This is a genomic window from Gulosibacter molinativorax (genome assembly GCF_003010915.2).
Lineage (GTDB): Bacteria > Actinomycetota > Actinomycetes > Actinomycetales > Microbacteriaceae > Gulosibacter > Gulosibacter molinativorax.
Map to the genome: position 1 here is coordinate 2,813,080 of NZ_CP028426.1, position 23,521 is coordinate 2,836,600.

Annotated in this window: 45 protein-coding genes and 1 tRNA gene; 43 read left to right on the forward strand and 3 right to left on the reverse strand. The window is 61.5% G+C overall.

The window, feature by feature from the left end:
* Positions 1-65: 65 nt before the first annotated feature.
* Entirely contained in the window at positions 66-1,529 is a 1,464-nt protein-coding gene (locus tag GMOLON4_RS12885; RefSeq protein ID WP_106486641.1) for a 2-hydroxycarboxylate transporter family protein, read from the forward strand.
* 21 nt (positions 1,530-1,550) lie between these two features.
* Here the strand turns inward: GMOLON4_RS12885 and GMOLON4_RS12890 are convergent, their stop codons facing one another.
* Positions 1,551-2,819 carry an MFS transporter gene (locus GMOLON4_RS12890; protein ID WP_026936594.1) on the reverse strand — a complete coding sequence of 423 codons (1,269 nt, stop codon included), beginning with the start codon at positions 2,817-2,819 and terminating at the stop codon, positions 1,551-1,553.
* A 155-nt stretch (positions 2,820-2,974) separates the two neighbouring features.
* On the opposite strand from GMOLON4_RS12890, the gene GMOLON4_RS12895 reads away from it, so the two are divergent.
* Positions 2,975-3,047, forward strand: a tRNA-Arg gene (locus GMOLON4_RS12895).
* Here the strand turns inward: GMOLON4_RS12895 and GMOLON4_RS12900 are convergent.
* Entirely contained in the window at positions 3,013-3,318 is a 306-nt protein-coding gene (locus tag GMOLON4_RS12900; RefSeq protein ID WP_146137495.1) for a helix-turn-helix domain-containing protein, read from the reverse strand. The genes GMOLON4_RS12895 and GMOLON4_RS12900 overlap by 35 nt on opposite strands.
* Before the next feature lie 131 nt (positions 3,319-3,449).
* Between GMOLON4_RS12900 and GMOLON4_RS12905 the strand changes: the two genes are divergently transcribed.
* The 3 genes from GMOLON4_RS12905 to GMOLON4_RS12915 are packed head-to-tail and all read left to right on the forward strand — an operon-like array spanning position 3,450 to position 4,338.
* Positions 3,450-3,668 carry a helix-turn-helix domain-containing protein gene (locus GMOLON4_RS12905; RefSeq protein ID WP_026937829.1) on the forward strand — a complete coding sequence of 73 codons (219 nt, stop codon included), beginning with the start codon at positions 3,450-3,452 and terminating at the stop codon, positions 3,666-3,668.
* A 59-nt stretch (positions 3,669-3,727) separates the two neighbouring features.
* Positions 3,728-4,084 (forward strand): hypothetical protein, encoded by a 357-nt coding sequence (locus GMOLON4_RS12910; RefSeq protein WP_026937828.1) that lies wholly within the window; start codon positions 3,728-3,730, stop codon positions 4,082-4,084.
* A complete protein-coding gene (locus tag GMOLON4_RS12915) occupies positions 4,084-4,338 on the forward strand; it encodes a helix-turn-helix transcriptional regulator (RefSeq protein WP_035733856.1) in 255 nt (84 codons plus the stop codon). The genes GMOLON4_RS12910 and GMOLON4_RS12915 overlap by 1 nt, the downstream gene beginning before the upstream one ends.
* Before the next feature lie 14 nt (positions 4,339-4,352).
* On the opposite strand, the gene GMOLON4_RS12920 is transcribed toward GMOLON4_RS12915, so the two are convergent.
* Positions 4,353-4,793: a hypothetical protein gene (locus tag GMOLON4_RS12920; RefSeq protein ID WP_146137494.1), complete on the reverse strand. Its 441-nt coding sequence runs from the start codon at positions 4,791-4,793 to the stop codon at positions 4,353-4,355.
* Positions 4,794-4,972: 179 nt separating this feature from the next.
* Between GMOLON4_RS12920 and GMOLON4_RS12925 the strand changes: the two genes are divergently transcribed.
* The 38 genes from GMOLON4_RS12925 to GMOLON4_RS13105 all read left to right on the forward strand — a co-directional run bounded on the left by GMOLON4_RS12925 (position 4,973) and on the right by GMOLON4_RS13105 (position 23,381).
* Positions 4,973-5,791 carry a BRO family protein gene (locus GMOLON4_RS12925; protein WP_051267399.1) on the forward strand — a complete coding sequence of 273 codons (819 nt, stop codon included), beginning with the start codon at positions 4,973-4,975 and terminating at the stop codon, positions 5,789-5,791.
* The gene (locus GMOLON4_RS12930; protein ID WP_026937825.1) at positions 5,791-6,078 is read left to right on the forward strand and encodes a hypothetical protein; all 288 of its coding nucleotides are present in this window, start codon (positions 5,791-5,793) and stop codon (positions 6,076-6,078) included. The genes GMOLON4_RS12925 and GMOLON4_RS12930 overlap by 1 nt, the downstream gene beginning before the upstream one ends.
* 271 nt (positions 6,079-6,349) lie before the next feature.
* Positions 6,350-6,541, forward strand: coding sequence for a hypothetical protein (locus GMOLON4_RS12935; RefSeq protein WP_026937824.1), 192 nt, complete (start codon positions 6,350-6,352; stop codon positions 6,539-6,541).
* Complete coding sequence (locus GMOLON4_RS12940; protein ID WP_026937823.1) at positions 6,538-6,909, forward strand: hypothetical protein; 372 nt, start codon at positions 6,538-6,540, stop codon at positions 6,907-6,909. Before GMOLON4_RS12935 ends, GMOLON4_RS12940 begins: the two co-directional genes overlap by 4 nt.
* A gap of 5 nt (positions 6,910-6,914) precedes the next feature.
* Complete coding sequence (locus tag GMOLON4_RS12945; RefSeq protein WP_245575561.1) at positions 6,915-7,658, forward strand: phage antirepressor KilAC domain-containing protein; 744 nt, start codon at positions 6,915-6,917, stop codon at positions 7,656-7,658.
* Positions 7,659-7,709: 51 nt separating this feature from the next.
* The gene (locus tag GMOLON4_RS12950) at positions 7,710-7,907 is read left to right on the forward strand and encodes a helix-turn-helix domain-containing protein (RefSeq protein WP_084147710.1); all 198 of its coding nucleotides are present in this window, start codon (positions 7,710-7,712) and stop codon (positions 7,905-7,907) included.
* On the forward strand, positions 7,904-8,095 hold the full coding sequence (locus GMOLON4_RS12955) for a hypothetical protein (protein ID WP_026937822.1): 192 nt from the start codon (positions 7,904-7,906) through the stop codon (positions 8,093-8,095). Before GMOLON4_RS12950 ends, GMOLON4_RS12955 begins: the two co-directional genes overlap by 4 nt.
* Entirely contained in the window at positions 8,079-8,552 is a 474-nt protein-coding gene (locus GMOLON4_RS12960) for a hypothetical protein (RefSeq protein WP_026937821.1), read from the forward strand. Before GMOLON4_RS12955 ends, GMOLON4_RS12960 begins: the two co-directional genes overlap by 17 nt.
* An 82-nt stretch (positions 8,553-8,634) precedes the next feature.
* Positions 8,635-8,805: a hypothetical protein gene (locus GMOLON4_RS12965; protein WP_181244107.1), complete on the forward strand. Its 171-nt coding sequence runs from the start codon at positions 8,635-8,637 to the stop codon at positions 8,803-8,805.
* Entirely contained in the window at positions 8,774-9,154 is a 381-nt protein-coding gene (locus GMOLON4_RS12970; RefSeq protein WP_146137493.1) for a RusA family crossover junction endodeoxyribonuclease, read from the forward strand. Before GMOLON4_RS12965 ends, GMOLON4_RS12970 begins: the two co-directional genes overlap by 32 nt.
* Positions 9,135-10,079 (forward strand): YqaJ viral recombinase family nuclease, encoded by a 945-nt coding sequence (locus GMOLON4_RS12975; RefSeq protein WP_026937839.1) that lies wholly within the window; start codon positions 9,135-9,137, stop codon positions 10,077-10,079. The genes GMOLON4_RS12970 and GMOLON4_RS12975 overlap by 20 nt, the downstream gene beginning before the upstream one ends.
* The gene (locus GMOLON4_RS12980) at positions 10,076-10,864 is read left to right on the forward strand and encodes a recombinase RecT (protein ID WP_051267408.1); all 789 of its coding nucleotides are present in this window, start codon (positions 10,076-10,078) and stop codon (positions 10,862-10,864) included. The genes GMOLON4_RS12975 and GMOLON4_RS12980 overlap by 4 nt, the downstream gene beginning before the upstream one ends.
* A 15-nt stretch (positions 10,865-10,879) precedes the next feature.
* Complete coding sequence (locus tag GMOLON4_RS12985) at positions 10,880-11,107, forward strand: hypothetical protein (protein WP_026937838.1); 228 nt, start codon at positions 10,880-10,882, stop codon at positions 11,105-11,107.
* A 209-nt stretch (positions 11,108-11,316) separates the two neighbouring features.
* Positions 11,317-11,547, forward strand: coding sequence for a hypothetical protein (locus GMOLON4_RS12990; protein WP_026937837.1), 231 nt, complete (start codon positions 11,317-11,319; stop codon positions 11,545-11,547).
* A complete protein-coding gene (locus GMOLON4_RS12995) occupies positions 11,519-11,887 on the forward strand; it encodes an HNH endonuclease (protein WP_146137492.1) in 369 nt (122 codons plus the stop codon). Before GMOLON4_RS12990 ends, GMOLON4_RS12995 begins: the two co-directional genes overlap by 29 nt.
* A 30-nt stretch (positions 11,888-11,917) precedes the next feature.
* Complete coding sequence (locus GMOLON4_RS13000) at positions 11,918-12,637, forward strand: HNH endonuclease (RefSeq protein WP_106486637.1); 720 nt, start codon at positions 11,918-11,920, stop codon at positions 12,635-12,637.
* Positions 12,627-13,547, forward strand: coding sequence for a hypothetical protein (locus tag GMOLON4_RS13005; protein ID WP_106486636.1), 921 nt, complete (start codon positions 12,627-12,629; stop codon positions 13,545-13,547). Before GMOLON4_RS13000 ends, GMOLON4_RS13005 begins: the two co-directional genes overlap by 11 nt.
* Positions 13,544-15,127 carry a DNA-methyltransferase gene (locus GMOLON4_RS13010; RefSeq protein ID WP_265415368.1) on the forward strand — a complete coding sequence of 528 codons (1,584 nt, stop codon included), beginning with the start codon at positions 13,544-13,546 and terminating at the stop codon, positions 15,125-15,127. Before GMOLON4_RS13005 ends, GMOLON4_RS13010 begins: the two co-directional genes overlap by 4 nt.
* Positions 15,124-15,504 (forward strand): hypothetical protein, encoded by a 381-nt coding sequence (locus tag GMOLON4_RS13015; protein ID WP_026937869.1) that lies wholly within the window; start codon positions 15,124-15,126, stop codon positions 15,502-15,504. Before GMOLON4_RS13010 ends, GMOLON4_RS13015 begins: the two co-directional genes overlap by 4 nt.
* Complete coding sequence (locus GMOLON4_RS13020) at positions 15,497-15,667, forward strand: hypothetical protein (protein WP_156892074.1); 171 nt, start codon at positions 15,497-15,499, stop codon at positions 15,665-15,667. Before GMOLON4_RS13015 ends, GMOLON4_RS13020 begins: the two co-directional genes overlap by 8 nt.
* A gap of 195 nt (positions 15,668-15,862) precedes the next feature.
* Entirely contained in the window at positions 15,863-16,282 is a 420-nt protein-coding gene (locus GMOLON4_RS16450; protein ID WP_407648564.1) for an HNH endonuclease signature motif containing protein, read from the forward strand.
* Positions 16,282-16,692, forward strand: a complete 411-nt coding sequence (locus GMOLON4_RS13025; RefSeq protein ID WP_026937867.1) for a hypothetical protein — start codon at positions 16,282-16,284, stop codon at positions 16,690-16,692. The genes GMOLON4_RS16450 and GMOLON4_RS13025 overlap by 1 nt, the downstream gene beginning before the upstream one ends.
* A gap of 9 nt (positions 16,693-16,701) precedes the next feature.
* A complete protein-coding gene (locus GMOLON4_RS13030) occupies positions 16,702-16,968 on the forward strand; it encodes a hypothetical protein (RefSeq protein WP_146137491.1) in 267 nt (88 codons plus the stop codon).
* Complete coding sequence (locus GMOLON4_RS13035; RefSeq protein ID WP_026937891.1) at positions 16,968-17,174, forward strand: hypothetical protein; 207 nt, start codon at positions 16,968-16,970, stop codon at positions 17,172-17,174. Before GMOLON4_RS13030 ends, GMOLON4_RS13035 begins: the two co-directional genes overlap by 1 nt.
* A gap of 164 nt (positions 17,175-17,338) precedes the next feature.
* Positions 17,339-17,890, forward strand: a complete 552-nt coding sequence (locus tag GMOLON4_RS13040) for an HNH endonuclease signature motif containing protein (RefSeq protein WP_084147718.1) — start codon at positions 17,339-17,341, stop codon at positions 17,888-17,890.
* Positions 17,891-18,119: 229 nt separating this feature from the next.
* Positions 18,120-18,692 carry a hypothetical protein gene (locus tag GMOLON4_RS13045; protein WP_026937884.1) on the forward strand — a complete coding sequence of 191 codons (573 nt, stop codon included), beginning with the start codon at positions 18,120-18,122 and terminating at the stop codon, positions 18,690-18,692.
* Positions 18,682-18,963, forward strand: a complete 282-nt coding sequence (locus GMOLON4_RS13050) for a hypothetical protein (RefSeq protein ID WP_026937885.1) — start codon at positions 18,682-18,684, stop codon at positions 18,961-18,963. The genes GMOLON4_RS13045 and GMOLON4_RS13050 overlap by 11 nt, the downstream gene beginning before the upstream one ends.
* Entirely contained in the window at positions 18,953-19,267 is a 315-nt protein-coding gene (locus GMOLON4_RS13055; protein WP_026937886.1) for a hypothetical protein, read from the forward strand. Before GMOLON4_RS13050 ends, GMOLON4_RS13055 begins: the two co-directional genes overlap by 11 nt.
* A gap of 116 nt (positions 19,268-19,383) precedes the next feature.
* Positions 19,384-19,689 (forward strand): hypothetical protein, encoded by a 306-nt coding sequence (locus GMOLON4_RS13060; RefSeq protein WP_106486634.1) that lies wholly within the window; start codon positions 19,384-19,386, stop codon positions 19,687-19,689.
* A gap of 151 nt (positions 19,690-19,840) precedes the next feature.
* Positions 19,841-20,341: an ead/Ea22-like family protein gene (locus GMOLON4_RS13065; protein ID WP_106486633.1), complete on the forward strand. Its 501-nt coding sequence runs from the start codon at positions 19,841-19,843 to the stop codon at positions 20,339-20,341.
* The gene (locus GMOLON4_RS13070; protein ID WP_026937844.1) at positions 20,331-20,540 is read left to right on the forward strand and encodes a hypothetical protein; all 210 of its coding nucleotides are present in this window, start codon (positions 20,331-20,333) and stop codon (positions 20,538-20,540) included. Before GMOLON4_RS13065 ends, GMOLON4_RS13070 begins: the two co-directional genes overlap by 11 nt.
* A gap of 26 nt (positions 20,541-20,566) precedes the next feature.
* A complete protein-coding gene (locus tag GMOLON4_RS13075) occupies positions 20,567-20,806 on the forward strand; it encodes a hypothetical protein (protein ID WP_026937843.1) in 240 nt (79 codons plus the stop codon).
* A gap of 104 nt (positions 20,807-20,910) precedes the next feature.
* Positions 20,911-21,507, forward strand: a complete 597-nt coding sequence (locus GMOLON4_RS13080) for an ead/Ea22-like family protein (RefSeq protein ID WP_146137490.1) — start codon at positions 20,911-20,913, stop codon at positions 21,505-21,507.
* Positions 21,507-21,797 carry a hypothetical protein gene (locus tag GMOLON4_RS13085; RefSeq protein ID WP_026937841.1) on the forward strand — a complete coding sequence of 97 codons (291 nt, stop codon included), beginning with the start codon at positions 21,507-21,509 and terminating at the stop codon, positions 21,795-21,797. Before GMOLON4_RS13080 ends, GMOLON4_RS13085 begins: the two co-directional genes overlap by 1 nt.
* The gene (locus tag GMOLON4_RS13090) at positions 21,794-22,021 is read left to right on the forward strand and encodes a hypothetical protein (protein WP_026937840.1); all 228 of its coding nucleotides are present in this window, start codon (positions 21,794-21,796) and stop codon (positions 22,019-22,021) included. The genes GMOLON4_RS13085 and GMOLON4_RS13090 overlap by 4 nt, the downstream gene beginning before the upstream one ends.
* A 311-nt stretch (positions 22,022-22,332) precedes the next feature.
* Positions 22,333-22,473, forward strand: coding sequence for a hypothetical protein (locus GMOLON4_RS13095; protein ID WP_181244098.1), 141 nt, complete (start codon positions 22,333-22,335; stop codon positions 22,471-22,473).
* Positions 22,466-22,657, forward strand: a complete 192-nt coding sequence (locus tag GMOLON4_RS13100) for a hypothetical protein (RefSeq protein ID WP_026937876.1) — start codon at positions 22,466-22,468, stop codon at positions 22,655-22,657. The genes GMOLON4_RS13095 and GMOLON4_RS13100 overlap by 8 nt, the downstream gene beginning before the upstream one ends.
* Positions 22,629-23,381, forward strand: a complete 753-nt coding sequence (locus GMOLON4_RS13105; RefSeq protein WP_026937875.1) for a helix-turn-helix domain-containing protein — start codon at positions 22,629-22,631, stop codon at positions 23,379-23,381. Before GMOLON4_RS13100 ends, GMOLON4_RS13105 begins: the two co-directional genes overlap by 29 nt.
* The last annotated feature ends 140 nt before the right edge of the window (positions 23,382-23,521 follow it).

The window sequence follows — 23,521 nt, forward strand, 5'->3', positions numbered from 1 at the left end:
GCGCACGAGATCACTTCCCCTAACCACACTCTCCGCAAGGATGCGGACAATCGAGTAGGACAACGATGTCAAGCAACGAAGCCGCGTCGAAGGCAACTGCCGTCGATGCCAATGCTGCCGAGCCGAACGAGGCGAACATGGAGCAGAACCAGGGTCAGGCCCCGAAGGGCCCCTCGCGGACCGAAATGATCGCGACCAGCAACCCCGCCATCGCGACGCAGAAGAAGCGCTACACCTGGCGCCGCATCAACGACATGCCGATCTGGTGGTTCCTCGCGGTCCTCGCCACGGTTGCCGTGGCCGTGTACACCGGTAACCTCCCCGAGGCGCTCCTCGGCGGCTTCGCGGTAACCCTTACCCTCGGTGGCCTCCTCACGTGGATCGGTTCGATGATCCCCGGTCTGCGTGACTACGGTCTCGCGACGCTGCTGTGCACGTTCGTACCCTCGGCAATCATCTTCTTCGGGTTGATGCCCGAGATCGTCACCGAAACCGTCACGGCATTCATGACCGAGGTCGGATTCCTCGACTTCATCGTCGCGGCGATCATCACCGGTGCAGTGCTCGGCATGCCCCGCAAGCTGCTCATCAAGGCGGGCCCGCGCTTCCTCGTGCCACTCGCAGGATGCATCGTCCTCACCTTCGCGATCATCGGCGGACTCGGCGCTCTGTTCGGCCGTGGCTTCATCGAGACCATGCTGCTCATTGCGGCCCCGACCATGGCCGGTGGCATCGGCGTCGGCGCGATCCCGATGTCGGAGATGTATGCGGCCGAAACCGGCCAGGACGTCGGCGTCTACTTCGCGCAGCTCGTCGCCGTCACCGCACTCGCGAACGGTATCTGCATCCTCATCGCCGGCATCGTCCGCGGTCTCGGAAGCAAGAAGCCCAACCTCTTCCCCGGGTTCTACGGTGGCGGCCAGCTCATGCGCATCGAGGACAAGAACGGCGACCTCACGATGCCGAAAGCCAAGGCGTCCGCGACGTTCCTCAGCCTCGGCAAGGGCCTGCTCATCACGGCAGTCCTCTACACGCTCGCGAACGTGCTGAACGCGTACATGCCGCTGCTGCACACCTTCGCGTGGCTCATCATCTCCGCCGCGATCCTGAAGATCTTCAACCTGTTCCCGAGCGAGCTCGAAGAGGCTGCGACCGAGTGGGGTAGCCTCATGACCACCTACTTCGTGCCTGCACTGCTAGTCGGTGTGTCGATCGCTTACATCAACCTCGAGGAGGTCATCCACGCGGTTGCCGACCCGGTATTCCTGCTTCTGGTCGTGCTGTGTGTGGCTGTCTCGGGTCTGGTTGCCGGCTTCCTCGGTTACCTACTCAAGTTCTACTTCGTGGAGGCGATGGTCATTCCAGGCTTCGTGATGGCGGACTCGGGTGGTAGTGGTGACGTCGCGGTGCTCTCGGCGTCGAACCTCATGCACCTGATGCCGTTCGCCGCACTCGCAACGCGAATTGGTGGCGCGTTCACGCTCTTCATCACCGCGCTTCTGGTGCCACTACTCTCTGTGGTGTCGTAGCGGCGCATCCACTCCCGAACACTAGGCCTGCCGGGCCGCCTGTAATGGGCGGCCCGGCAGTACTGTTGCGGCGATTACGAACGCGATAAGAAAAAGCGCGCCGACCATCCCGACCAGCCCCGGCCATCCCCATTGCTGAAAGAAGAGACCGCCGACGAAGCCGAGGACGCTGGAGCCGATGTAGTAGGAGAGGTTATAGAGCGCGGTCGACTGGGCCCGGCCGAATTTCGGGAAGGACCCAGACCATCCTGACGTGATCGCGTGCGCGCCGAAGAATGCCGCGGTCAGGATAATCAGGCCGCTGACGATCGCCACGATGTTCGGGACGAGCATGATGGCGAGGCCGACCCAGGTGATCGACTGAAAGATCAGGAGCATCCGCTTGCGCCCATATTGGCTGGCGAGGCGGCCCGCGAATGGCGACGTGAATGTGCCCGCGAGATAGGCGAGGAAGACGAGCGACGAGACCCACACCGGCAGGAAGAATGGCGCCTTGGTGAGGTGATAGCCGAGGTAGTTGTAGATCGCGACGAAGCCGCCCATGAGGAGGAACGGTTGCGTGTAGAGCGCGAGCAGCACCGGGTTACGCAGATGCTTCCACGCATTCGACAGCGTGAGTTGGATGGACTGGCCGAGAGTGCTGCCTGTGCCACCCATCGGGATGAAACCGCGCGGTTGCGGCGTCAGCAGCATGAAGAGGATGGATGCGAGGATCGACAGCGCGGCGACCGCCAGGAAGCCAATTTCCCAAGAACCGGTCGCCTCGCCGACCGGCCCGCTGATGATTCGGCCCGAGAGGCCGCCGATCGTGTTCCCCGCGACGAAAGTGCCGCCCGCGACCGCCGCATCCGACCGGTGGATTTCCTCGTTGATATAGGCCATCGCGACCGCTGGGACGCCGCCGAGAGCGATGCCTTCGAGGAACCTGACGGCGAGGGTGAGCTCGAACGTGGGCATCGCGGTTGAGAGGAGGCCGAGCAGGGTTGCGGCGACGACGGCGATCGAGATCGTGCGCTTTCTGCCGATGCGGTCGGCGACGAGCGACCATGGCACCACTGCGATGGCGAGACCGCCGGTGCCCATCGAGACCATGAGTGACGACTCGGCGATGGTGACTTGGAACGACTCGGCGATTTGGGGGAGGAGCGCTTGGGGTGCGTAGAGCTGTGCGAACGTCGCGATCCCGGCGAGCAGCATCGCGAGTTGGATGCGCGTGTACGGGCCGGTGCCCCGGCGGTGGCCAATCCAGGTTGAGCCTGTTTCGGAGAAGCCGGGGTCGTTCGTAGTCACGGTCCTAGACTAGGCCCGGCACGGGATGCTGGTGTGTCGGGCGAGCTGGTGCGGATGTGAGGGTGATTTTGCGCTCCGTTCGGGCCTTTGTCTGGCCTGATTTGCGAATGCGTTTTTATGTAGCTATGCTAGATCAGTCGCCAGCACGGCGGCCTGCGCCTGTGGCTCAATGGATAGAGCATCTGACTACGGATCAGAAGGTTGGGGGTTCGAGTCCCTCCAGGCGCACGTTACGCCCCTCGCCCTCACCGGCGGGGGGCGTTTTTTGCTTTCCGAAGAGTGATTCGATGCTGACTCCGAGGACATCGGCAAAGAGGGCGATGTCGTTCGGGTCGAGGGGTGTGGCCCCGGAAGCGCGGCGGTTTACCCAGGTGGGTTGTACGCCTAGTCGGTTGGCGAGTTTGCGGCCGCTCCAACGCTGGCGCGCCATTTCAGCGCGAATATTGTCGGCAACCACAGTATTCCAGTCTGTCGCGTGGTGGTTTTGCGGGGTAGTCATGCCTCTAGTGTAGCGATATTGCGCCCAGCGCAACAGAGTTTGTACGAATGAAACAAAAAACGGCTCGCAATGACGCGACACGCGGTGTGTTGGATTTGCACTGAATCAAAATGTGATCCAAGATGGAACACATGACGAGCAAACGAATCGCAGCAGAGGTCAGGGCAATCATCGCCAGAGACCAGCTCTCACAGTCAGTCGTCGCAAAAGCTGCGAACCTCTCGGACTCCCAGTTCTCGCGACGACTCAACGGCCACATCCCCTTCAGCGCGGATGAGGTCGCGGCCATCGCCAAGGCGATCGGCACCAACGTATCCGTCCTGTACGGAGAGACCGCCTACGCGGCATAAGAAAAGCTCCCGCGCAGGATCAGTGCCGGGAGCACGGATCGCCTTAGAAGGAGGCAACCATGTTCAATTCTACTCCCGATGCCCAGGTTGGTGCGATGTGGGCTGGCGCCGATGTCGCGTCGCCTGCGGTGCGTGACGGCATCGATCGTGTCCAGTCGGAGCACTGGGCGGCGCGTAGCGCGGAGATCATCGGCCGCATCGGCGCTGATGCGGGCCGCGGTTTGGGTACGTCGCTTGGCACGATTCTTGAGCGTTCGCGGTCGTCGCGTCGTTCGCCGTTCCTCCCTGGTCGCGCCGTCTACAGGGACGAGTCGCGTGGGGTCACCGCGGTCTGTGACTCGCAGCGCGACGAGGACTGGGACGACCACATGTGGGACGTGGACCGCATGCAGCATGAAGCGGAAGGGGCCAACTGATGGCTGCTGTGTTGAAGCTCGACTTCGGGGGCGAGCAGGCGCCGGAAGAGGCGCTGAAACCTCTCGCGATTTCGCCGGAGACGTTGAGCATCCTGCTCGACGGGATTGGCCTCTCGACGCTCGCTGATTGGCGTGCGACGTGGAAGAACGGCCGTGAGGGTGAGGGGCCGCGGTTTTTCAAGGTCGGACGTCTTGTCCGGTATTCCGTGGCCGCGGTTGAGGAATGGCTGACCGACTTGGAGAACGCGTCATGAACGTCGCTGTGGAACTAATCACTGGTACGGGGTTCGTCGCCGCGCTCGTCGCTCCTGTTGCGGTGGCGGTGGTGCAAGAACGTCGTTCGGATAAGCGACGCGCCCAAGGCGCCGAAAGACAGACCATTGGCGTAATTCATGACATGCGCCCACGCGTTCACTGTGGGGTCACTGATGGTAGTGGCACCGTCGAAGTCTGCACGCACCCAACTGATGTTTGCGTAGATGACGAGCAGCGTAAAGACGTAGAACACGATGTCGTACCAGGCCGAGGACCGGTCGTAGGAGCCAGGCCGAGTCCTCTCGGGGATTCTGAATGTTCCGTACCCATCGACGTGGATCTCACGGGTAGCGAGGGATCCACGTTTCTGCGGGTCGAAGATCGTGGCGAGCATGAGCACGGCAAGTACTTGCGTGAACAGCTCGAGGCCCGCTTTGAAGGACGTGACGTCCATGTCGAAGCTCCTCTTTCTAAGCCCCTGGGTGGGGTGAGTGTGGGTGGTGCTCCTCACCCTACCCAGGCTGTTCGTTGCTCGAATGCTGAGCGCCGTAGCCGGCATGCGGGCTCTCGCGAGTCGCTGGCTCGTGGGGTTGCCGCACTGTTCGGGCGCAAGCCGGAAGGGAAGCGTGCGAAGTGAACGACATCACGCCATTCAGTTTCGAGTCGCACGAGGTGCGCGTCGTCACGATCGACAACGATGTGTGGTTCGTCGCGAAGGACGTCGCCGTGGCACTCGGTTACTCGAACCACTCTGAGGCGATTAGCCGCCACTGCCGTGGGGTCGTGAAACGCTACCCCATCCAAGACGCCCTCGGTCGCGGTCAAGATGTCCGCGTGATCGCTGAGTCGGATGTGATGCGCCTCATCGTGTCGAGCAAGCTCCCCTCCGCGGTGGAATTCGAGCGGAAGGTGTTCGAGGAGATCCTCCCATCGGTCCGGAAGCACGGCGCGTATCTCACGGACGCGAAGATCGAAGAGGTTCTCTCGGACCCGGACACGATCATTCGTCTCGCTACTGAGCTCAAGAACGAACGCGCGGCGAATAAAGCGCTCGAGGTTCGTGCGGAAGCGGCGGAGGGGACCGTGAAGGCGATCGAGTCGCAGGACGGCATCACGCTGCGCGAATTCCACAAGCACTATTTCTCAGATGTGCCAGAGCGGAAGTTCTTCGACTTTCTCTACGCGCAGGGGTACCTCATCGATCAGCGTGGCGCTCGCGGTCGAGACGACAACGGGAAGCTCAAGAACGGGAAGCAACATCAGCACCCCTCGTACATCGGGAAGCAATGGGTGTACCTCCACGGCGCGACTGACGAAGAAGGCATTCGACGAGAACGGCCGAGGGTGCGTCCTGGAAAGCCGGAGACGAACTTTGCCCGGCATCTCGCTGAGAAGGGGATGCCGCTCAACCCGATGGCAGCACGACACATCTATAAGGACGGACTTTTCTAATGCGTCTCTACAAAGCACACACGATCGACAAAGGTAACTACGAAGAGGACGAGTACGGATTCCCGGTCACAGAGCCGGAAGGCTGGCGCGAATATGCACTCGAAAAGTGGGGCACGCTGACCGAACCGTTCAGCTCGGATGATCTGGAGTACCGCGAGTTCTTCTGGCCGTCCGACGACCAGGTATACCGGTCGCTCTCTGAGATTGAGCGGATCGCTGGTGCACTCGGCGTTTCGCCGGGCTCGTTGATGTCTCAGGACTTCACGATTTCGAGCCTCGCGGCCTAACGCTTCCTTATTCGACCGCCCAAAAGGGCCTTACTTGTCGCGCCTTGACGCGCCTGATTCTGATAACTCGACAGCGGAAATCGCTTCTCTCGATCGGAGAGATACGGGCTGGCCTCGACAACGGTACGGGCTGACCCACACTGCGCACGGCGTTGGCCGTTGATTCCGGGACGTGCGCAAGGCACCGGCCGATCGAAATGAAGCGAACGACGACATAGAGAAGCCCCGGCGATTGCACTCACCGGGGCCAGAGAGAACGGAAGAAATTCTCATGGACGATTCTACGCGCGACCTACGCGCAATCAATCAGCGCAATCAGGCGAAGCCAATCCAGGCAAACGCTGACCAGTTCCCCGACAAGGGCGACGGGCTCGGGCGCGGCCTGGGCGACATCCTCAACGCCATCAGCACCAGCAGAAACCGCGGGCTCGGCTCGCTCATCCCCACGGGAGACACAGAATGAGCGACGACATCGTAACGCTCGACCTGGACGACCTCATGCGGTACGCCCGTGATGCCTACAAGCGAGAAGGCGTCACGTTCCGTGCCGGGTTCATGCGGGAGCAGATCAGTAAAGCGCTCGAACTCCTCGGGCCAGCGCGCACCGTGAAGGCCATCGACCGGATGTTGCGCGACGAGGTGGGCACGATCCCACCGACCCGACCGGGAACCGCGAACGCAAAGAAGGTGGCGCGAGTCGCCGCCGAAGAACATGCGCGCCGAAACGATCCCGTGCTTGCAGAGATGCTGGCGCGACAGAAGCGCCGCGAGCAAGCATTCCGCGGGCTCGACCGAGTGATGCGCGAAACGCCGTCAGGGAGATACGAGTGAACGAGATGATCCAGACCATCGAAGGCGAGCTGCGGATCTCATCGGAGATCATCGCGGAGCGCACCGGCAACCAGCACAAGAACGTGCTCGAGCTAGTCAGAAACAACCGGGCCGACTTGGAAGCGTTTGGGGAGGTCGCGTTTGAAACGCGAGCTGGCTACAACAACGCGAAGGTGACAGTCGCGCACCTCAACGAGCAGCAGTCCACGCTGGTCACCACGTACATGCGCAACAGCGAGATCGTGCGGGCGTTCAAGCTCGAGCTAGTCAAACAGTTCTACGAGATGCGGAAGGCGCTCACTGCCCCGGCTCGGGAACTGTCACCGCAAGAACTCATGGCGCGTGCCGTGCTCGAAGCGAACCGACAACTCAAGGCACTTGAGGCAACCGTGGCGGAGGTCATGCCGAAGGCGAACGCCTGGGATCACATCGTGAACAGTGCGGGCTCGTGGTCCTACAACGATGCGGCGAAGGTGCTCTTCGAGCAGGGCGTCGCGCAGGTCGGCGAGAAGCGTCTCGCGCGCGACCTCGTGACGTGGGGATACCTCTACCGAGATCACAAGGGCCGCCCTCACGTCTACCAGCGCTACCTCGAGCAGGGGCTCTTCGCCACGAAGGCGCGCGTCTACACCGACCAGGTGAGCGGCGAGACACGCGAATCATCCGCACCGCAAGTGCGCATCACCGGCAAGGGGCTGGACATGCTCTTTCGCCGCTACCGAGCGAACGAACTAGAAGGAGTCGCGTAATGCGCACCCTCGACAAGCTGTACTTCATCATCACGGGCAGGCGTGGCCGTCATGGTTGAGCGGCTGCTGAAACTATCCACCGTCGCGGAACGTCTCGACGTGTCCGTGTCCACAGTCCGCCGGTTGATCACCGCGGGCCATATCCACGCCGTGCACGTCGACTACGTGCGCAACGGCAACGCACCATCCGGGCCGCTACGGGTGCCCGAGTCAGAAGTTGAACGTCTCACGGAAAGGCAAGCCGCATGAGCGCCGAAGCCCGCGACGGCAAACACGACCACCACCCGATCCTCCTGCGGATCAACCTCGACGGCGGTCAGGGCGTCATCCGCAAAGACCTCACCATCACGCAGGCGAGACGGCTTGCCGACTCCCTACACGACCGGTGCGACGCCGCCGAAACGCGACAGAAAGAATCCAATGCGACCAATCATTGACGACGACGGCGACGCGATCACGAGCCCCATGGCGCTGCAGCTCGGCGCGCAACTCGACTCAGGTGACGCGGTATCGGCATGGTTCGCTGACCGCATCCGGCGGGGAACATTCACCCGCGACACGGCGGACGGGCAGCGCGCGAAAATCCCGCAAGGCCGCCTGTGGGAAGACCTCGACAAATGCGATATCCCTGCACCCGCCCACGTCGTCATCACCGAGACCGAAGTTGAAGACCTCCACGCGATCGGCTACCCGATCTACAGCATCGGACAGAACACGCACGTGCTCGGGCGGCCCAGCATCACCCGCATACTGCGGCGCATCATAGACCACCTCGCGTGCGCCGACATGTTCTCCGACGCACTCGAAAACGACGACACGTGGCTCGCCTACCAGGCGCGCCGATCCCGGCTCCACACTCTCGCCGGTCGCATCACGGCAGCGAGGTGGGTGTGAGCGTCGAGACAGACCACTTATGCGATCGGGAATACGAGTCGCTGGAAGACGCCCTGGAGGCGTTCAAGGGAAGGATTAGACAGTGAGAGACCTCACGTATTTCGCGGCCATCGGGTTCCTGGTGGCTTTTTTTGTGGCCGCGCTCGTGGCGGGGAACTTGTTTTGGTTCGTGTTCCTCGTGCTCGCGGTGGTCGTGCTGCTGATGTGGGATGGGGGTGAGCATGCGGGAGTGGACGATCGACCTCGGGTTTGAGTCGCCGCCGTTGCTGATGAATCAGCGGATGCATTGGGCGCCGAAGAACAAGATCACGCAGAACGTTCGTAGCGTCGCTGGCTGGCGTGCACGGGCCGCGGGAATACCCCGGCTAGAGCAAGTGCAGGTGGTGCTTGTTTGGTCGGTCACGGATCAACGCAGGCGTGATCAGGACGGCCCTACCCCGACGTTGAAGGCCGCGATTGACGGGCTCGTGGATGCCGGGGTGATTGACGACGACCATCGGCGGATCGTGCGCCGGTCGTACTGCGAGATCGAAGACGCCGCCGAGAAAGGTACGGCGCTGGTGATTACGGAATTGGGGAGCAATGAGTTTCGAGCGGCTTGAAGAATACGAGCAGGATTCGCCCGAGTGGCATGAGGCGCGGACGCATCATCTTGGTGCGTCGGAGGTCGCCGCGGTGCTCGGCCTGTCGAAGTGGCAGACACCACTGTCCGTGTACCGCACGAAGATGGGTGTGCCGAATGAGATCCCGGAGAACCTCGCGTATTTCGGGCACGCACTGGAGGAGCCAATCGCGCAGTGGATTCGCGATAAGCATCCGGAGGTTGGGAAGGTGTGGCGGGGCATGTCGGTGCGCTCGACAGAGTTCCCGTGGCTGTCCGCAACACCTGACCGGACTGTGCGAGTGCACACCGGCGGTGTGGTGATTCCGATTGAGATCAAAACATCGTCGGCGTACTCGATAGATGAGTGGGCAGACGGTGTGCCGGACTACTACAAGATCCAGTCCATCGTACAGCAGGGCGTTCTGGGTGCACCTTACGGGTGGCTCGCGGTACTGCATGGCGGGAACACTCCCGACCTGCACCGGATCGAGTTCGACGCGTCAGCGTGGGAGTTGATCGTGCAGCACACCAGGGATTTCTGGGAACAACACGTGCTCACGAGAACCCCGCCCGACCCGGTAGGGCTGACCGAACAGAACGCGGTGTGGCCCTCGGTCGCGGGGAAGGCTACCGAACTGTCAGACGAAGCATTCGACGTGTTCGAGCGGCGAAACGTGCTGCTGTCCGACATCAAGTCGATGCAGGGCGAAGCGGACGCACTCCAGGAAGCGCTGGGCGCGTACGTGGAGGACGCAGAAACCCTCACCTACCAGGGGCGCAAGGTAGCGACATACAAGACGCAGCAGGGCCGCAAACGGGTCTCTGTGCGTGATCTCGAAGAGCAGTACCCGGACGTGGCCGAAGCGCTCGTGACGCGTGGCTCACCGTTCAAGGTGCTGCGCACTGTGAAGGAAAAGCAATGACAGATTTGACGGAGAAGATCGCGACGAAAGCGGTCGCGGTGAAGAAAGATCCGAAGATCGCGGATCTCATGAAGTCGTACGAACCGCAGTTCGCGCGCAGCCTCGGCAAGTCGATGGACGCGGCGAAGTTCGGGCAGGACGCGCTGACCGCAATCAAGCAAACACCGAAGCTGCTGGAGGCTGACCAGCGGTCGCTGTTCGGCGCAATATTCCTCGCCGCGCAACTGAAACTCCCGGTGGGTGGGCCGCTCGCACAGTTCCACCTGACACCGCGCAAGGTCGCGGGAGAAATGACCGTGGTGCCGATCATTGGCTACAACGGCTACATCCAGCTCGCGATGAACACGGGCCTGTACTCGAAGGTGGGGGCGTTCACGGTCCACGCGAATGACCATTTCAGGACGGGCGCGAACTCGGAACGTGGCGAGTTCTACGACTACGAGCGTGCCACGGGAGACCGCGGGGAACTGACCGGCGTAATCGGCTACGCGAAGGTGAAGGGCTTCGACGAGTCCAGTTTCGTGTACCTCGATGCGGCGACGGTCCGGGAGCGGCACCGCCCGAAGTTTTGGGACAAGACACCGTGGGCATCCGACGAAGGAGAAATGTTCCGCAAGACCGCGATCCGTGTCTTGCAGAAGTATCTACCGAAGTCGATTGAGGCGGCACCGTTGGCGCTCGCCGCGCAGGCCGATCAGGCGACAGTACGCCGGGTTGATGGGGTCGATGATCTCCAGATCGACCACGAGGACATCGCTATCGCCGAGGTGATCGAGGATGACTAGCCCGGAGGGATACCGATGACTGTGTTACTCGCGCACCGCGTGAAGGTGACGGGCGAGCTTGAAGTGCGCACCTCGTCGGGGTGGTTCGTGATCGGCAGTATCGCCCGCCGTGGCGATGCGTTCTATGCGTGTCACGCGAACGGCACGCAAGTCAATGAAGTGTTCAGGCGTCGCCATCAGGCGGTGCTTGCCCTGCTACAGGCATGGGGAATGTTTAGGGGTGATACCAGTGAAGCCTGTTGAAGTTCCGCTCCCTGGCCTGCTCCGGCCTGACCTGCCGGGCCTGGTGCATGGTGTTGTGGGCCGTGACCCGTGGGAGATTCAGTGTGATGGCTGCGGGCGTGTGGATACGTGTAATCCGGTGATTTCTGACATCCGGTTCCATGCCCATCGTTTTGGTGATGAGCGGCGCATGTGTAAGCCGTGTTGGATCGCGGACGGCTGGGAGTGGGATGGGCACTACGGGATTCGAGGTCGTCGTGACTCCTGAATCGATTGTGATTTATCAGCGCAACGAGCGGTTGATTGAGCTGCAGGCGGTTCCTGCTCGGGCGGTGGAGGCGGAGCGGGTGACGCTCACGCATTCTCAAGCGGTCGAGGTGTGCGCCGGCCTCCTGCGGGAGCTGGGGGAGCACACGCTGGCGAGGATGGTGAGTGAGATTGGTTCCGAAGAAGATCGTTGAACTCGTGCTGGAACGTGACGGCCGCCTATGTGTGATAGGTGGCCGTCATTGTTTGGGGGAGGCGACGGTCGCTGATCATCGCGCGAACCGCGGCTCTGGCGGGAGCCGGTCGTTGGATGTGCCGCATGTGCTCATCGCGGCGTGCACGCTCTGTAACGGGCTGAAAGAGGACGCCGTTGGCCTGTACCGGGAGTCGCTGATTGACCGCGGGATACGGGTGCTGAAGGCGGCGACGAACCGTGAGACGGCGCACCGCTGCGAACTCGCGCCGGTGCAGTACCCGGATGGGCGCTGGTGGCTCCTACATCCTGACGGGAGCCGCACGCCGGTCGGGCCGTGAACACAAACTATTGATACGGAGGAACAAGGAATGGCAGTAACAAAGAGAACACTGTTTGAGGTCCTTCGTCGGGACGCTCACGCGTGCCAGTACTGTGGCGCGCAAGCCCCAGATGTGAAGCTGCACATTGATCACGTCGTTCCGGTCGCGCTCGGGGGCAGTGACAAGCCAGACAATCTTGTTACTGCATGCAGCGACTGCAACACGGGCAAAACGTCGATCGCGCCGGACAGCCCGTTCGCTTCGGCGGTGAGCGAAAAGGCCGCGGCCTACGCTCTGGCAATGCAAGACCACATGGTCAGGTTCAGGGCATCGCTTGAGGCCCTCGATGACTACGTTGACGAGTTCGAAGCCGAATGGAACTCGTGGACGTCCAACGCGACTGGCAGGGCAGTGCCGTTACCGCCTGACTATCGGGCCAGCCTGTACCGGTGGCAGCAGCTCGGGATACCCGCCGACGTGTTCGCCATCGCCGTGCCCAAAGCAATGATGAAGGACAACATACGTGGCGAGCACGGCACCTTCTCCTATATGGCTGGCGTGATCAACAACATGGTCAAGCTGGACGAGATCGACATTGGGGTGACCGTAGAAACCGCTGCCGTCTACACGGCACTCGATGCGGAGAATGAACGCATCGACGGCTACGAGCATGGCGTCCGGTACGGCAAGCTGTGGGGTTGGGCGCTCGTGCATGACAACGACCCCTTGTCGTTGCATATCGATAGGGCGGTTAGGGATGGCGCGTGACAGGGCAAACATATTCACTGACATTTGGGCCGATCAGGATTGGCGGGAGCTGTCAGTCACAGCGCAGCATCTGTATCTGTTGATGCTTACCCACGGCACGCTGAATTATGCGGGCGTCATGGACTGGCATCCGGGGCGGCTCGCGGCGATGAGCGATGGGCGTGCCGCTGCCGACGTGGAGCGGGATGGTGCCGAGCTAGAGGCGGGCGGATTCGTCCTGATCGATACGGATACGGGGGAGGGTCTTGTCCGGTCGTTCTTGAAACACGACGGCGTGCTGAAGCAGCCGAAGATCGTCGTGTCGATGACGAATGCGTTTGCGTCTGTGGCGTCTAAGAAGATTCGGCAGGTGATCGCGTTCGAGGTGCAGAAGTTGCAAGTTCAGCAGCCTGAGTTGCGTGCGTGGGAGGTGAAGCAGGTGCGGACGATCCTTGAATTTGCGGCTGCATCTATCCATGAGGTTACCCCCGGCCTTGCCCTTGCGGTTACCCCTGGCTTTACCCCTGGGGTTACCCCAAACGGCGACCAGGCGCAGGGGTTGCCTACTACTACAGCTACTACTACAGCTACATCTATCTCTAACGAGATAGATATTGGGGAGCCCCCAAAACAAAAACGGAAGCCTGAGCATCCGATTCCTGCCGACTGGTCACCGAACGAGTCGGCAGTTTTGTTTGCCCAGCAGAACGGTTTGGATCTGCGGCATGAGGCCGGGCAGTTCGTTGCTCACGCTCACTCGAAGGAGCGCCGGTTGAGGAACTGGGATGCCGGGTTCCGGACGTGGCTGGGCAACGCGGTGAAGTGGCGGGCCGAGAACCGTCGGCTCACACCGACGGAGCGAGCCGCGCAAACCGTGTCGATCGGGCGGGCACCACTCGCCACTGATTTGCAGTTAGGAGAAATCGCGTGAAACCTTATTTTGATGACGGTCTCGTGCAGCTGTACCACGGCGACTGTCTCGCCGTCCTGCGCACCCTGCCCGACGAATCCATCGACGCGGTGGTCACCGACCCGCCGTATGGCCTGAGCAATACCGACCCGAAGCACGTCGCCGAGACCTTGACCAAGTGGGTCACCGGGGACCACGAATACACCCCGCCTGCCAAGGGGGGTTTCATGGGCAAGACGTGGGACTCGTTTGTGCCCCCACCGGCAGTGTGGATCGAGTGCATGAGGGTGCTCAAGCCTGGTGGGCACCTGCTTGTGTTCGCGGGCACCCGCACGCAGGATCTCATGGGCATGTCCATCCGCCTCGCCGGGTTCGACATTCGCGACGGCATCGGCTGGATATACGGCAGCGGATTCCCGAAGTCGATGGACGTGTCCAAGGCCATCGACAAGGCCCGCGACGACAGGGGCGACATCCTGCGCGTGACCTCGTGGCTGGCCAAGCAACGAGACCGCGCAGGCAAGACCAACCGCGACATCGACGCAGCGTTCGGTACCGCCGGGATGGCCGGGCACTGGACTTCGACCAAGTCTCAGCCCGCCGTCCCGAAGTGGGAACAGTGGCAGACCTTGCGCGAACTGCTCGACCTGCCCGATGACATGGACGCCGAGGTCTGGCGGCTAAACGGCCGTAAGGGCACCCCCGGCGAAAACTGGGACAAGCGCGAGGTCGTCGGAAAGAACGCATGGACCAACAGCGCGAACCACTTTGTCCCCGGTGAGGACCACACGCAGCGTGTCCACACCGACATCACCACCCCCGCCACTCCCGAGGCCGAGCGATGGTCTGGTTGGGGGACGGCTCTGAAACCGGCCATCGAGCCGGTCATCGTCGCGCGTAAGCCGATCAAGGGCACCGTCTCGGCGAACGTGCAGGAGCACGGCACAGGGGCACTCAACATCGACGCGAGCAGGGTGGCTACGGATGAGGATACTGCGCGGCCTTGTAGCGGCTTGGGTAATCCTTCTTCGTTCAACATGGCAGCCAGTGGAGAGCGGAGGATTACTGTCGGTTCCCCTGCTGGTCGTTGGCCTGCGAATGTGTTGCTCGACCCCGAAGCCGCCGCCGCGATGGACGAGCAAAGCGGGGTGAGCACAAGCAGGCAGTATCCCGCGGCCAGCATTAAAACCAAGCGGAACGCGATGGCAGGGGGTGCCATGCACAGTGGGGCCCACGTGCATTCCGATCCTGGTGGTGCTTCCCGCTTCTTCCCTGTGTTCAAGTACCAGGCCAAAGCGCCGAAGCGTGAACGGCCCGTCATTGAACGGGAGGACGGCACGAAGGTACAGCACCCCACGGTCAAGCCGCTGGCGCTCATGGAATGGCTGGTCACCCTCATCACCCCGCCAGGTGGTGTTGTGCTCGACCCGTTCGCGGGCTCGGGAACCACGTTGCAAGCGGCTCGCGACAAGGGTTTCCGGTCTATCGGCATTGAGGCTGACGCGGATTATGTGGCGTTGATCCGTGAGCGGCTTGAACAGGGATCTGGTGAACCAGATTTGCGCCTGTCGCAGCAGCCTCTCGATATGGAGATCGCATGAACATTCAAGAGACCGCGCAGGTGCTCGCGAAGATCCAGCTTGGCGATAACCGGCAAGTTGATGAACTCACTGTCCGCGAGTGGCACGACACGATCGGGCACCTTGAGTTCGTGGATGCGATTGCGGCGGTGAAGGAGCACCGGCAGATGACGGCGGACTATCTAATGCCCGCGCATGTCATCGGCGGGGCTCGGAGGTCGCGTGAGCGTCGGGCGCGTGAGGCGCGGATTGACCGGCAGTTGACGGCGCGTGATGAGCCTCGCGATGAGGGGCTGATGGAGCGCACGATGCGGCGGATGCTCGATGACCCGGCGGAGTCGGAGGCGTCGAAGGCATGGATTCGCCGGTGGTTCGAGATGCGGGGCATCGGTGGCTAAGCGTCGTGACGGTACGTGGGCGTCGGATGTGGATCGGCTCGCGCTCTACATGCAGCACAACCCGATGGTGACGTGGATGGCGGCGCGGGTCATGTTCCCGGCGATCCCGGTCGAGGTGGTGCGGCACATTTTTGATGAACGAAAACGAAAGAAGAACAGGTAATGGCTCACAAAGCGAGATTTATTCGAGAGAATTCGATAGAATTAAAGCGGCCCCAAACCGAGTGCTGGAAACACTCGCCGGGGCCTAACCCTGAATCAAGAATGAGTTGATTGGAGGGCTGCGGTGCAGTCTAACGAAGTTTGGCGACCCGTGCTCGGCTACGAAGGCAAGTACGAAGTGAGCGACCAAGGCCGAGTGCGAACCGACGAACGCATCTTGAAACCGTGGATCTTGCGGAACGGCTACGAACAGCTCGCGCTATGGGCCGAAGGGTCGCGGAAGCGGTTCACAGTGCACCGGCTAGTCGCGATCGCCTTCTGCGGCACGCCTAAGGCAGATGAGCAGGTCTGCCACGTCGACGGCAACCCTAGAAATAACCGGGCCGAGAACCTTCGGTGGGGAACCGTCTCGGAGAACGCCCACGATCGGGTTCATCACGGCACGGATGCGAACGCTCGTAAGACCCACTGCAAGAGGGGGCATCCGTTTACGGAGGCAAACACGCGCCTGGTCAATTATTCGAGTGGGCGCGTTCAACGTCAATGCATTACTTGCAATAAGCAACGGCGCAGAAATGCGTACTTGCGTGAGAAAGAATTAAGAAAGGTTGCATAATGGCAAACATCACTTTTGAAGGATATGTCCAAGAACGCCGCGGCAAATTGATTCGAGTTTCTGAAGAATACCGAGTTAAAGATGAGTCGGGCCAATGGGCCAATGCTGGGTATGGCGATTATTCCGTCTGGCTTCGTGACGACGACTCGCAGCCGGAGATCCAGCCGGGCGCAGTTGTGCTTGTGTCTGGCGATCTTCGAGTGAAGAAGTCGGAGAAGGACGGCAAGGTCTACACGAACCTGAATGTGTCGTTCGCGAAGGTTGGCATTACACGGACTACTCAAAAGTACCTCGGGCAGGCGTTTGGCGACGCGCCACAGCCAGATAACTCGCAGTGGGCTACTCAGGTACCGCCGCGGCAATCTAACCCGTCTAGCGGGCAGCAGTGGGACGAGCAGGTCCCGTTCTAGGGGGAAATCATGGCTACGACAGCTGAGATGGAAACAACAGTGGTTTACGACCACGCGGAACAGAAGTACCGCGTTTGGTCGTCCTATCGCCCGCATATCTCTCGTTTCAAAAAGGATGAGCGCGCGCGCCTAACTGGGGAGGGTGAGGACTGGGCGTCTTTTGAAATCCCTGCATCGCAATACGACATTCGGAATGCGTTCAAGCGCAAGGTCACGATGTCGGACGAGCAGCGTGAGGCCGCGGCGGAACGTCTACGGAAAGCGAGAGCCGCGTGATGGATAACGACGACTACAACGACTATCGAATCAAGGCGCAGAAGGAGCGCGACGACGCCGACCTCAAAGACTGGACGATCCCGGAACTCTCGCCCCGTTCCCGCATGTGCGAGCTGGACAATCACCGGCCCTGCACGGGAACCATTCGGGAGCTTCGTGAGCGGGCTTGCGGCTGCTGGTGCCATGACGAGGCGGTGGCGGCATGAGTGACCAGAGGTGCTGTGCGCAACTTGGAAAGCAATATTGATCGGGACTTTTCGAATGATGTTCGATAGAATTAGAGGGCATAAAAGCGGCCCCAAACCGAGTGCTGGAAACACTCGCCGGGGCCTAACCCGATCACTTGATTAGAGCAAGGAAGGGGCTAGCTATGGATGCTACCCGAAAGTGTCAGTTCGACGGATGCGATAGGCCACTTGATGACAAGGGTGGACGTGGTTTATGCGCCCGCCATTACGGGTGGGTACGCGCCAACGGACGGCTCAATGAGTACAACCGGGTGCAGCCAGATTGGGCGACTGCCGAAGAACGATTCTTGGCGAAGGTTGTAAAGACGCCGACGTGTTGGGAATGGGCTGCTGGCAAGAACCAGGCTGGTTACGGGAAGTTCGGCTCTGAGGGAGGGCGTAAAGGGCAAATGATGTACGCGCACCGGTGGTCGTATGAACACTTCGTTGCCCCGATCCCAGATGGCCTGACTATTGACCACCTGTGCAAGAACCCTGGATGCGTCAACCCAGCCCATCTTGAGCCGGTCACTCTTGTCGAGAACATCCAGCGCGCCCATCCGCTGCGCACTCACTGCCATCGGGGTCATGACTTGGCTGATGCATACGTGCGTAAGAACGGTCAGCGGATGTGCCAGAAATGCCGCACGGTTCGGTATTGGGAGAAGAAGAACGCGTCGAAGGGGAAGCAATGACGTGCGTTAACGGTCATCCGGCGTCTGAGCGCATGCGGAACGGGAATTGTCGGGGGTGTGCGCGGGAGGCGAATCGGCGCTACTACGAGCGGACGCGGGGCGAGAGGCAGTCTTCGTATCAGCGGGTGTGTAAGCGCTGCGGTGGCGATTTCTATAGCGAGCGGGCGCTCGTCTGGTGTCGGGATTGTCGGGACGTGTACCCGGCTGAGTACAAGGAAGCGAGAGCGGCGTGAGCGGCTATATCGAATTGGAAGAGGGAGAAATGAAACCTGAAATTGTGATTGAAGAGCGCGAAGGCCGACTGTGTGTTGATCGTGGTATTCAGCGGATGGAGATCGTGCCCGAATACGTCGACGCCCTCCGCGCGTATTTCCTTGCGGAGCGTGACGAGCAGCTCGGGCGCTGGCGAGACCCTGTAGACCCGGATTGGGTTGTCTACCGTAACAGGTCTGAGGATGACGGCGACGGGCGAGCAGTGTACATCTTCAATGAGCGGAGGCGGTGCCGCGCATCAACGTGGGAGCACCTGACCCGAACGCCAGGCAAAGGGTCCGATGACGTAGCGAACCGCTATTTCGCTGCGCATCCCCCTAAGCGTGAGCTACCGACCGCGTTGGGCGCGATTGTGGAGGGCGGCGACTACCGGGCGCACCTGACGAGCATTGATTCTGACGGGCATTGGTGGACAGTGCTGCGGAATGAAGACGTGATCGATGATGCGATTGAATCCGCCTATTTGGTGGGCTTGCACGTCGGCCATGACTGGAAGCTCGTACACGAGGGGAAGACCGATGAATCTTAGAGAGCAGATCGCTCGGGTGCTGGATGACCAGATCATGCGCGAGACCGACGCCGTCCTCGCCTTGTTCGCGGAGCCGTCCGAAGGGCTGGTGGAGCAAGTTGCGGCGGCTGTTTGGTCGTACCTGTGGTCAGGCGAATTCGAAGAGGGCCTACTAAAGCTATCCATTTTCACGCCAGAGCAAGCCGCGGAATCTGCGGCGAAGAAGCGAGCCGAGAAGTGCGCCCTGGTGCGAGACATTCTGCGAGCGATAGGAGAGAGCGATGACGAGTGAACGCATCTCAGATGAGCAGCTCGCGGAGTGCATGGAGTATGCGACGCACGAGGCGGACATGTCGGGGAATGCCGCGCGTGTGAACCCGGATCATGTCGACGACGCGCGGTTCTACCGGAACCTCGAAGCGGCGCTGACGGAACTGCAATCGTTCCGGGCGCGGGAGGCGGAAGTCGAGGCGAAGCTCGCCAAGGTACGGGAGCAGCTTCTTGAGCCCGTCCCACTCGGGTCGTCCTGGATGCGGGAGTGGGACAAGCGACTGACGCGGATGCTCGCGATTCTGGACGGAGACAACGATGAGTGAGTGTTGCGGCCATGCTGACGGCTGGCACCTCGAATCGGCTGGGCCGGTGATCGAGCCATGCAATTTCCCTGGCTGCCGGTGCATCCGAGGGGTACGAAAAATCGAAGGACAAGACGATGACTGATTCCACATTGCGTACCGCGATAGCGCGGGCGATCCACGATGGGCCTAATGCGCAAGCACAGTACCGGGCTGCGGGCATCGAGCCTCATCCCTTCGGAGAATGTGCTTACACCGATCAGTACCTTGCGGACGCCGACGCCGTGCTTGCTGTCCTCGCTGATCTTCTTGAGTCCGTGATCGAACGAGCAGCGGAGGGGTTGCACGATGCCGCTTTCGGGCAAGAGTTGCCGGAAGCGCCGATTGATCTTGCTCGTGCGGCGCTGCGGGCCGCGTTCGGAGGGGAGCGAGACGATGTTTAGGCGTGACCCGAAATCGTGCCGCTGGTTCCACTCGTGGGCGGACACGGACAAGTTCTACGACATTTTCAGCATCGTGGATCAATGCCGGAAGTGCGGCTTGTACCGCATCACGAACCTGTTTACCGAGCAGACAACTTTCAGGAGGTAGGCCATGTCTGATTTTGATTTGTCTGGGCTGCGAGAGATCGCGGAAGCGGCGACACCAGGACCGTGGAGGCAGTGGAACCCTGCTACGGGGCCATCACACATCACTATCGGCGGCAAAGTTGCGTTCGAGTCTTTGCAGAGCGCTACACGGTTCGCTGACGACGAGGTGATCCCGCACTGGTGCGACGCCACACATATCGCCGCGTTCGATCCGCCTATGGTGCTCGCGCTACTCGACCTCATCGCGGAGCAGAAGGCCGAGCACGCGGAGAAGCTGGCTGCGGTCGGCGGTGAACGTGATCGGTTGCAGCGCATTTATCAGGAGGAAGCGCTGCGGGCTGAGTATTTTCTGTCTGAGCGGGATCAGTTAGCGGCGAAGCTCGAAAAGGTGCGGGCGCTGTGTGCCGAACGTGTCAGCGGGTACCCGGATGATCCGTACGACTTTGTGCGGGAGTTTGCGCTTAGGGTCCTCGCGGTCCTGGACGGTGGCGACGATGACGAGTGAACGGATTAGTGATGAGCGTCTAGCTGAGCTGCGAGCACTCCAGGAGAAGCGGATCAAGGGTCGTGGCGGGGTTCCCGAAGTTCGAGACCTCGCGAAGGCGCTAACTGAACTGGCCGAGCTCCGGGAGCGGGACAAGCGCAAGGTCGAAATCGTCATCGATGAGCCGCGATGCCGGGCGTGCGGGCTGCCCAAGTATTAGTGCCCGAACGGCGGGAGGTTGTTGCGATGACGAGTGAACGGATCAGTGATGAGCTGATTGAGAAGATACTCACGAACGACATGGCGATCGGCTCATCCACAGACTTCGGAGCGCTCATCTGGCTCCTCGCGGCGGAGGTTGCTGAGCATCGGGAGAGCGGGGCGAAGCTGGCGGAGATACGCGCGGCAGTGGAGAACCCGTACATCTCACGGGAGCAGTTGAGGCCGCGGCTCCTCGCGATCCTGGACGGAGAATCCGATGAATGAGTACAGGTGCGGCACGTGTGGCACGACGTATCGCGGGGTCCCGTTCGGCAGGTTCATCGAAGTTGTCGAGCACCACAAGACCGAGTGTGAAGGCGGTGGGAACGATGACTGAGTTGAGTGGAGAGAAGCTTGCCGAGCTGCGGAAGATCGCGGGCCGGGCAACACCGGGACCGTGGAGCGCGATGGGGTACGACGATTATCCCGGCGACGAGGGTGTGTGCATACTCGGTGCCGCCAACACCGCGACCGGGTCGCACATGATCGGGTATTCGCTTCCTAATGGCCGGTCGCGTGATCAAGTCGAGTCGGACGGTGCTCATATCGCGGCGTTCGATCCGCCTACCGTGCTGGCGTTACTCGACCGGATCGCGGAGCTTGAAGCGGAGCTTGGCGGTATCCGTGCCAGAGATCAAGAAGTGAACGATGAGTGTGAAGGCTGGTCGATTGGAGGAGCCTGGGGTGACTACGGGGAAGTCGTAGTGCCACTCAGGATTCTGTCCTATGTCATAGATGGAGAGCTTGGCCAGCAGGTCGTGGAGACGGACGCTGGGTTCGCTGTGACGTATGCCGAGCAAGTAGCACGCGCCGAGCAGGCTGAGGCGAAGCTTGCCGAGATCCGCCGTACCGTGCAGTCACCGTACATCGAGCGGGAGCAGCTACGGGCGCGCCTACTGGACATGCTAGACGGGGAGGGCAAGTGATGACTTGGATTGAGTTGGTGATGATCGCATGCGCGGCGTTCATGCTTGTGTGCGGTGTCGCGTACATCGTCATGACGGTGCGCATGTCACAAGCGCGGCGCACGTATGAGCACCTGTCGGAAAAGTACGACATGCCGAAGGTGTACGCGAAGGGCTATTCGCAGGGCTGGGATGACGCCGTGGCGATGTCCAGAAAGCATGAGCACACGGTGGTTGTCAACCATCCGACTCTGAGCAACGACGAGATCGTGAAGCTCGTGCAGCGGTCCGTCAGAAGGAGCTGGCGATGAGTGAGGACAAGGAGCCGCGCATATCTGCGATTGGTGGGCATGTTGATGACCTCACGATCACCGATGCGGACAGTATCAGGATTGAGGACATGGGTGGCTCGCATTGGATGCGGATCGAAGCTCACGGGAAGGCATACGAGTTCACGATCAGCTCGGTGCAGGGTGGCTCGAATGTCTACCTTGACGACGTCACGCCGGTGGAGGTTGGCGATGAGTGCGGTTGAGTACCGGGACGGCTTCGGGCGGTCGTGGTGGCAGCCGAGGCTTGAGAGTGGCGAACGTCTTTACGATCGATGGTCATTTGACGATGTGCACCGGGTGTGGAGAAGTCACGGATACGTGAGTTATGGCGCGGGCATGGAGCCAGTCATGTTCCGGTCTAAAGCGCGTGCCGAGCGTGTGGCGCGGCGAGAAGATCGGCGCAGGCTCGCGTGCAAGCTGGCGCGAGTGACGGAGGTTGGAGATGAGTAGTGGCCAGAGGCCTCGCACGCGGGAGCACTTCCCGAAGATGAAGGATCGAGCAGGGAGACGGCGGGTGAGGCGTGCGGAGCAGTTCGGTTGGAAGCTCGTCGCGTTCACGGAGGCCGCAATCGGGGCGAGCCTCTCGGTCCAGCAGCTAGCGCTATCGATGGCCGCATTCCAGGCCGCATACGAAAGGAGCCACGAGCGTGACTGAGCGCGTGATCTGGGAGGCATCCTCCCTGCCGTACCTCGTGCAGGAGCGGCGCTGGTGGTGGTGGCGAAAAGTCGCCCGGTTCGAGATGCAGGGCAGTGCCGAGAACGACGCGATCGCGCGGGCGAAAACGGGGGCGTACACGAGGGTGGTGAGGTATGACGGACTATCGGCAGATTATTCGTGACGTGCCGGAGCTTGCCGCGAAGCTCGCGGGGCAGATCATCCCGAGCAGTGAGCCGGGTGACGGGCAGCCGCGCGGGAGTAACCGGCCTGACGCGGCTCGTGTGGTCGCAATCGATGAACTCGACCGGCTGTTTCGGGAGATCGGGCAGTCGGTCAGGTTCTGGCAGCAGGCGTTCTCGACGGAGTGGGAACTGTTGCCGGTCCCGTCGATTGTGGATGTGGTGACCGCACCGAGGTACACCCGGAGCGTGGCGGACGACCCGCTCGCGGCGGCAAGAGACATCCAGCCAGCCGTGGACTGGCTCCTCGCCCAATGGGCAGACGCTGAGGGGCACCCGCTGCACGACTATTGGCTAGCGGGCCTGGACGAGTGGCTTGTCCCCGCGGTACGTCGGCTGGAGGTTCGGGAGATCGCGCAGCGCCCGAGGCGGTGCATGGTCTGCTCAGCACTCGACACGTGGGCGGACACGGAGCATGCCAGCGCCGTGTGCGAGACGTGCGGGGCGGTGATGCGTGCCGAGGTGTGGCTGTCGGTGCGGGAGGCCGCGAAACGCCTGGACGTGGACGTTCGCACCGTGCAGCGTTGGGTAGCGGGTGACCTCGTGGAGCACCGCAAGTCAGGCCGCACGAACCAGGTCGAGTGGGGTTCGTGCAGGGAGCATCACGAGATGGCGGTAGCGCGCGCGAAACTCAACCTCATCCAATCCCCGAATGTCGCCACCTAGATGGTAGGCTGACGCCAGGCGCATAGTGCGCACAAGGAAGCCCCGGTTGTATTCGCCGGGGCTTCCCTCATTTTCCAGAGCTTGGCGGGGTTGTCGGGTCCCTTCATTGAGCCGCGTGGTGCCGTGGCGAGACCAAGAAA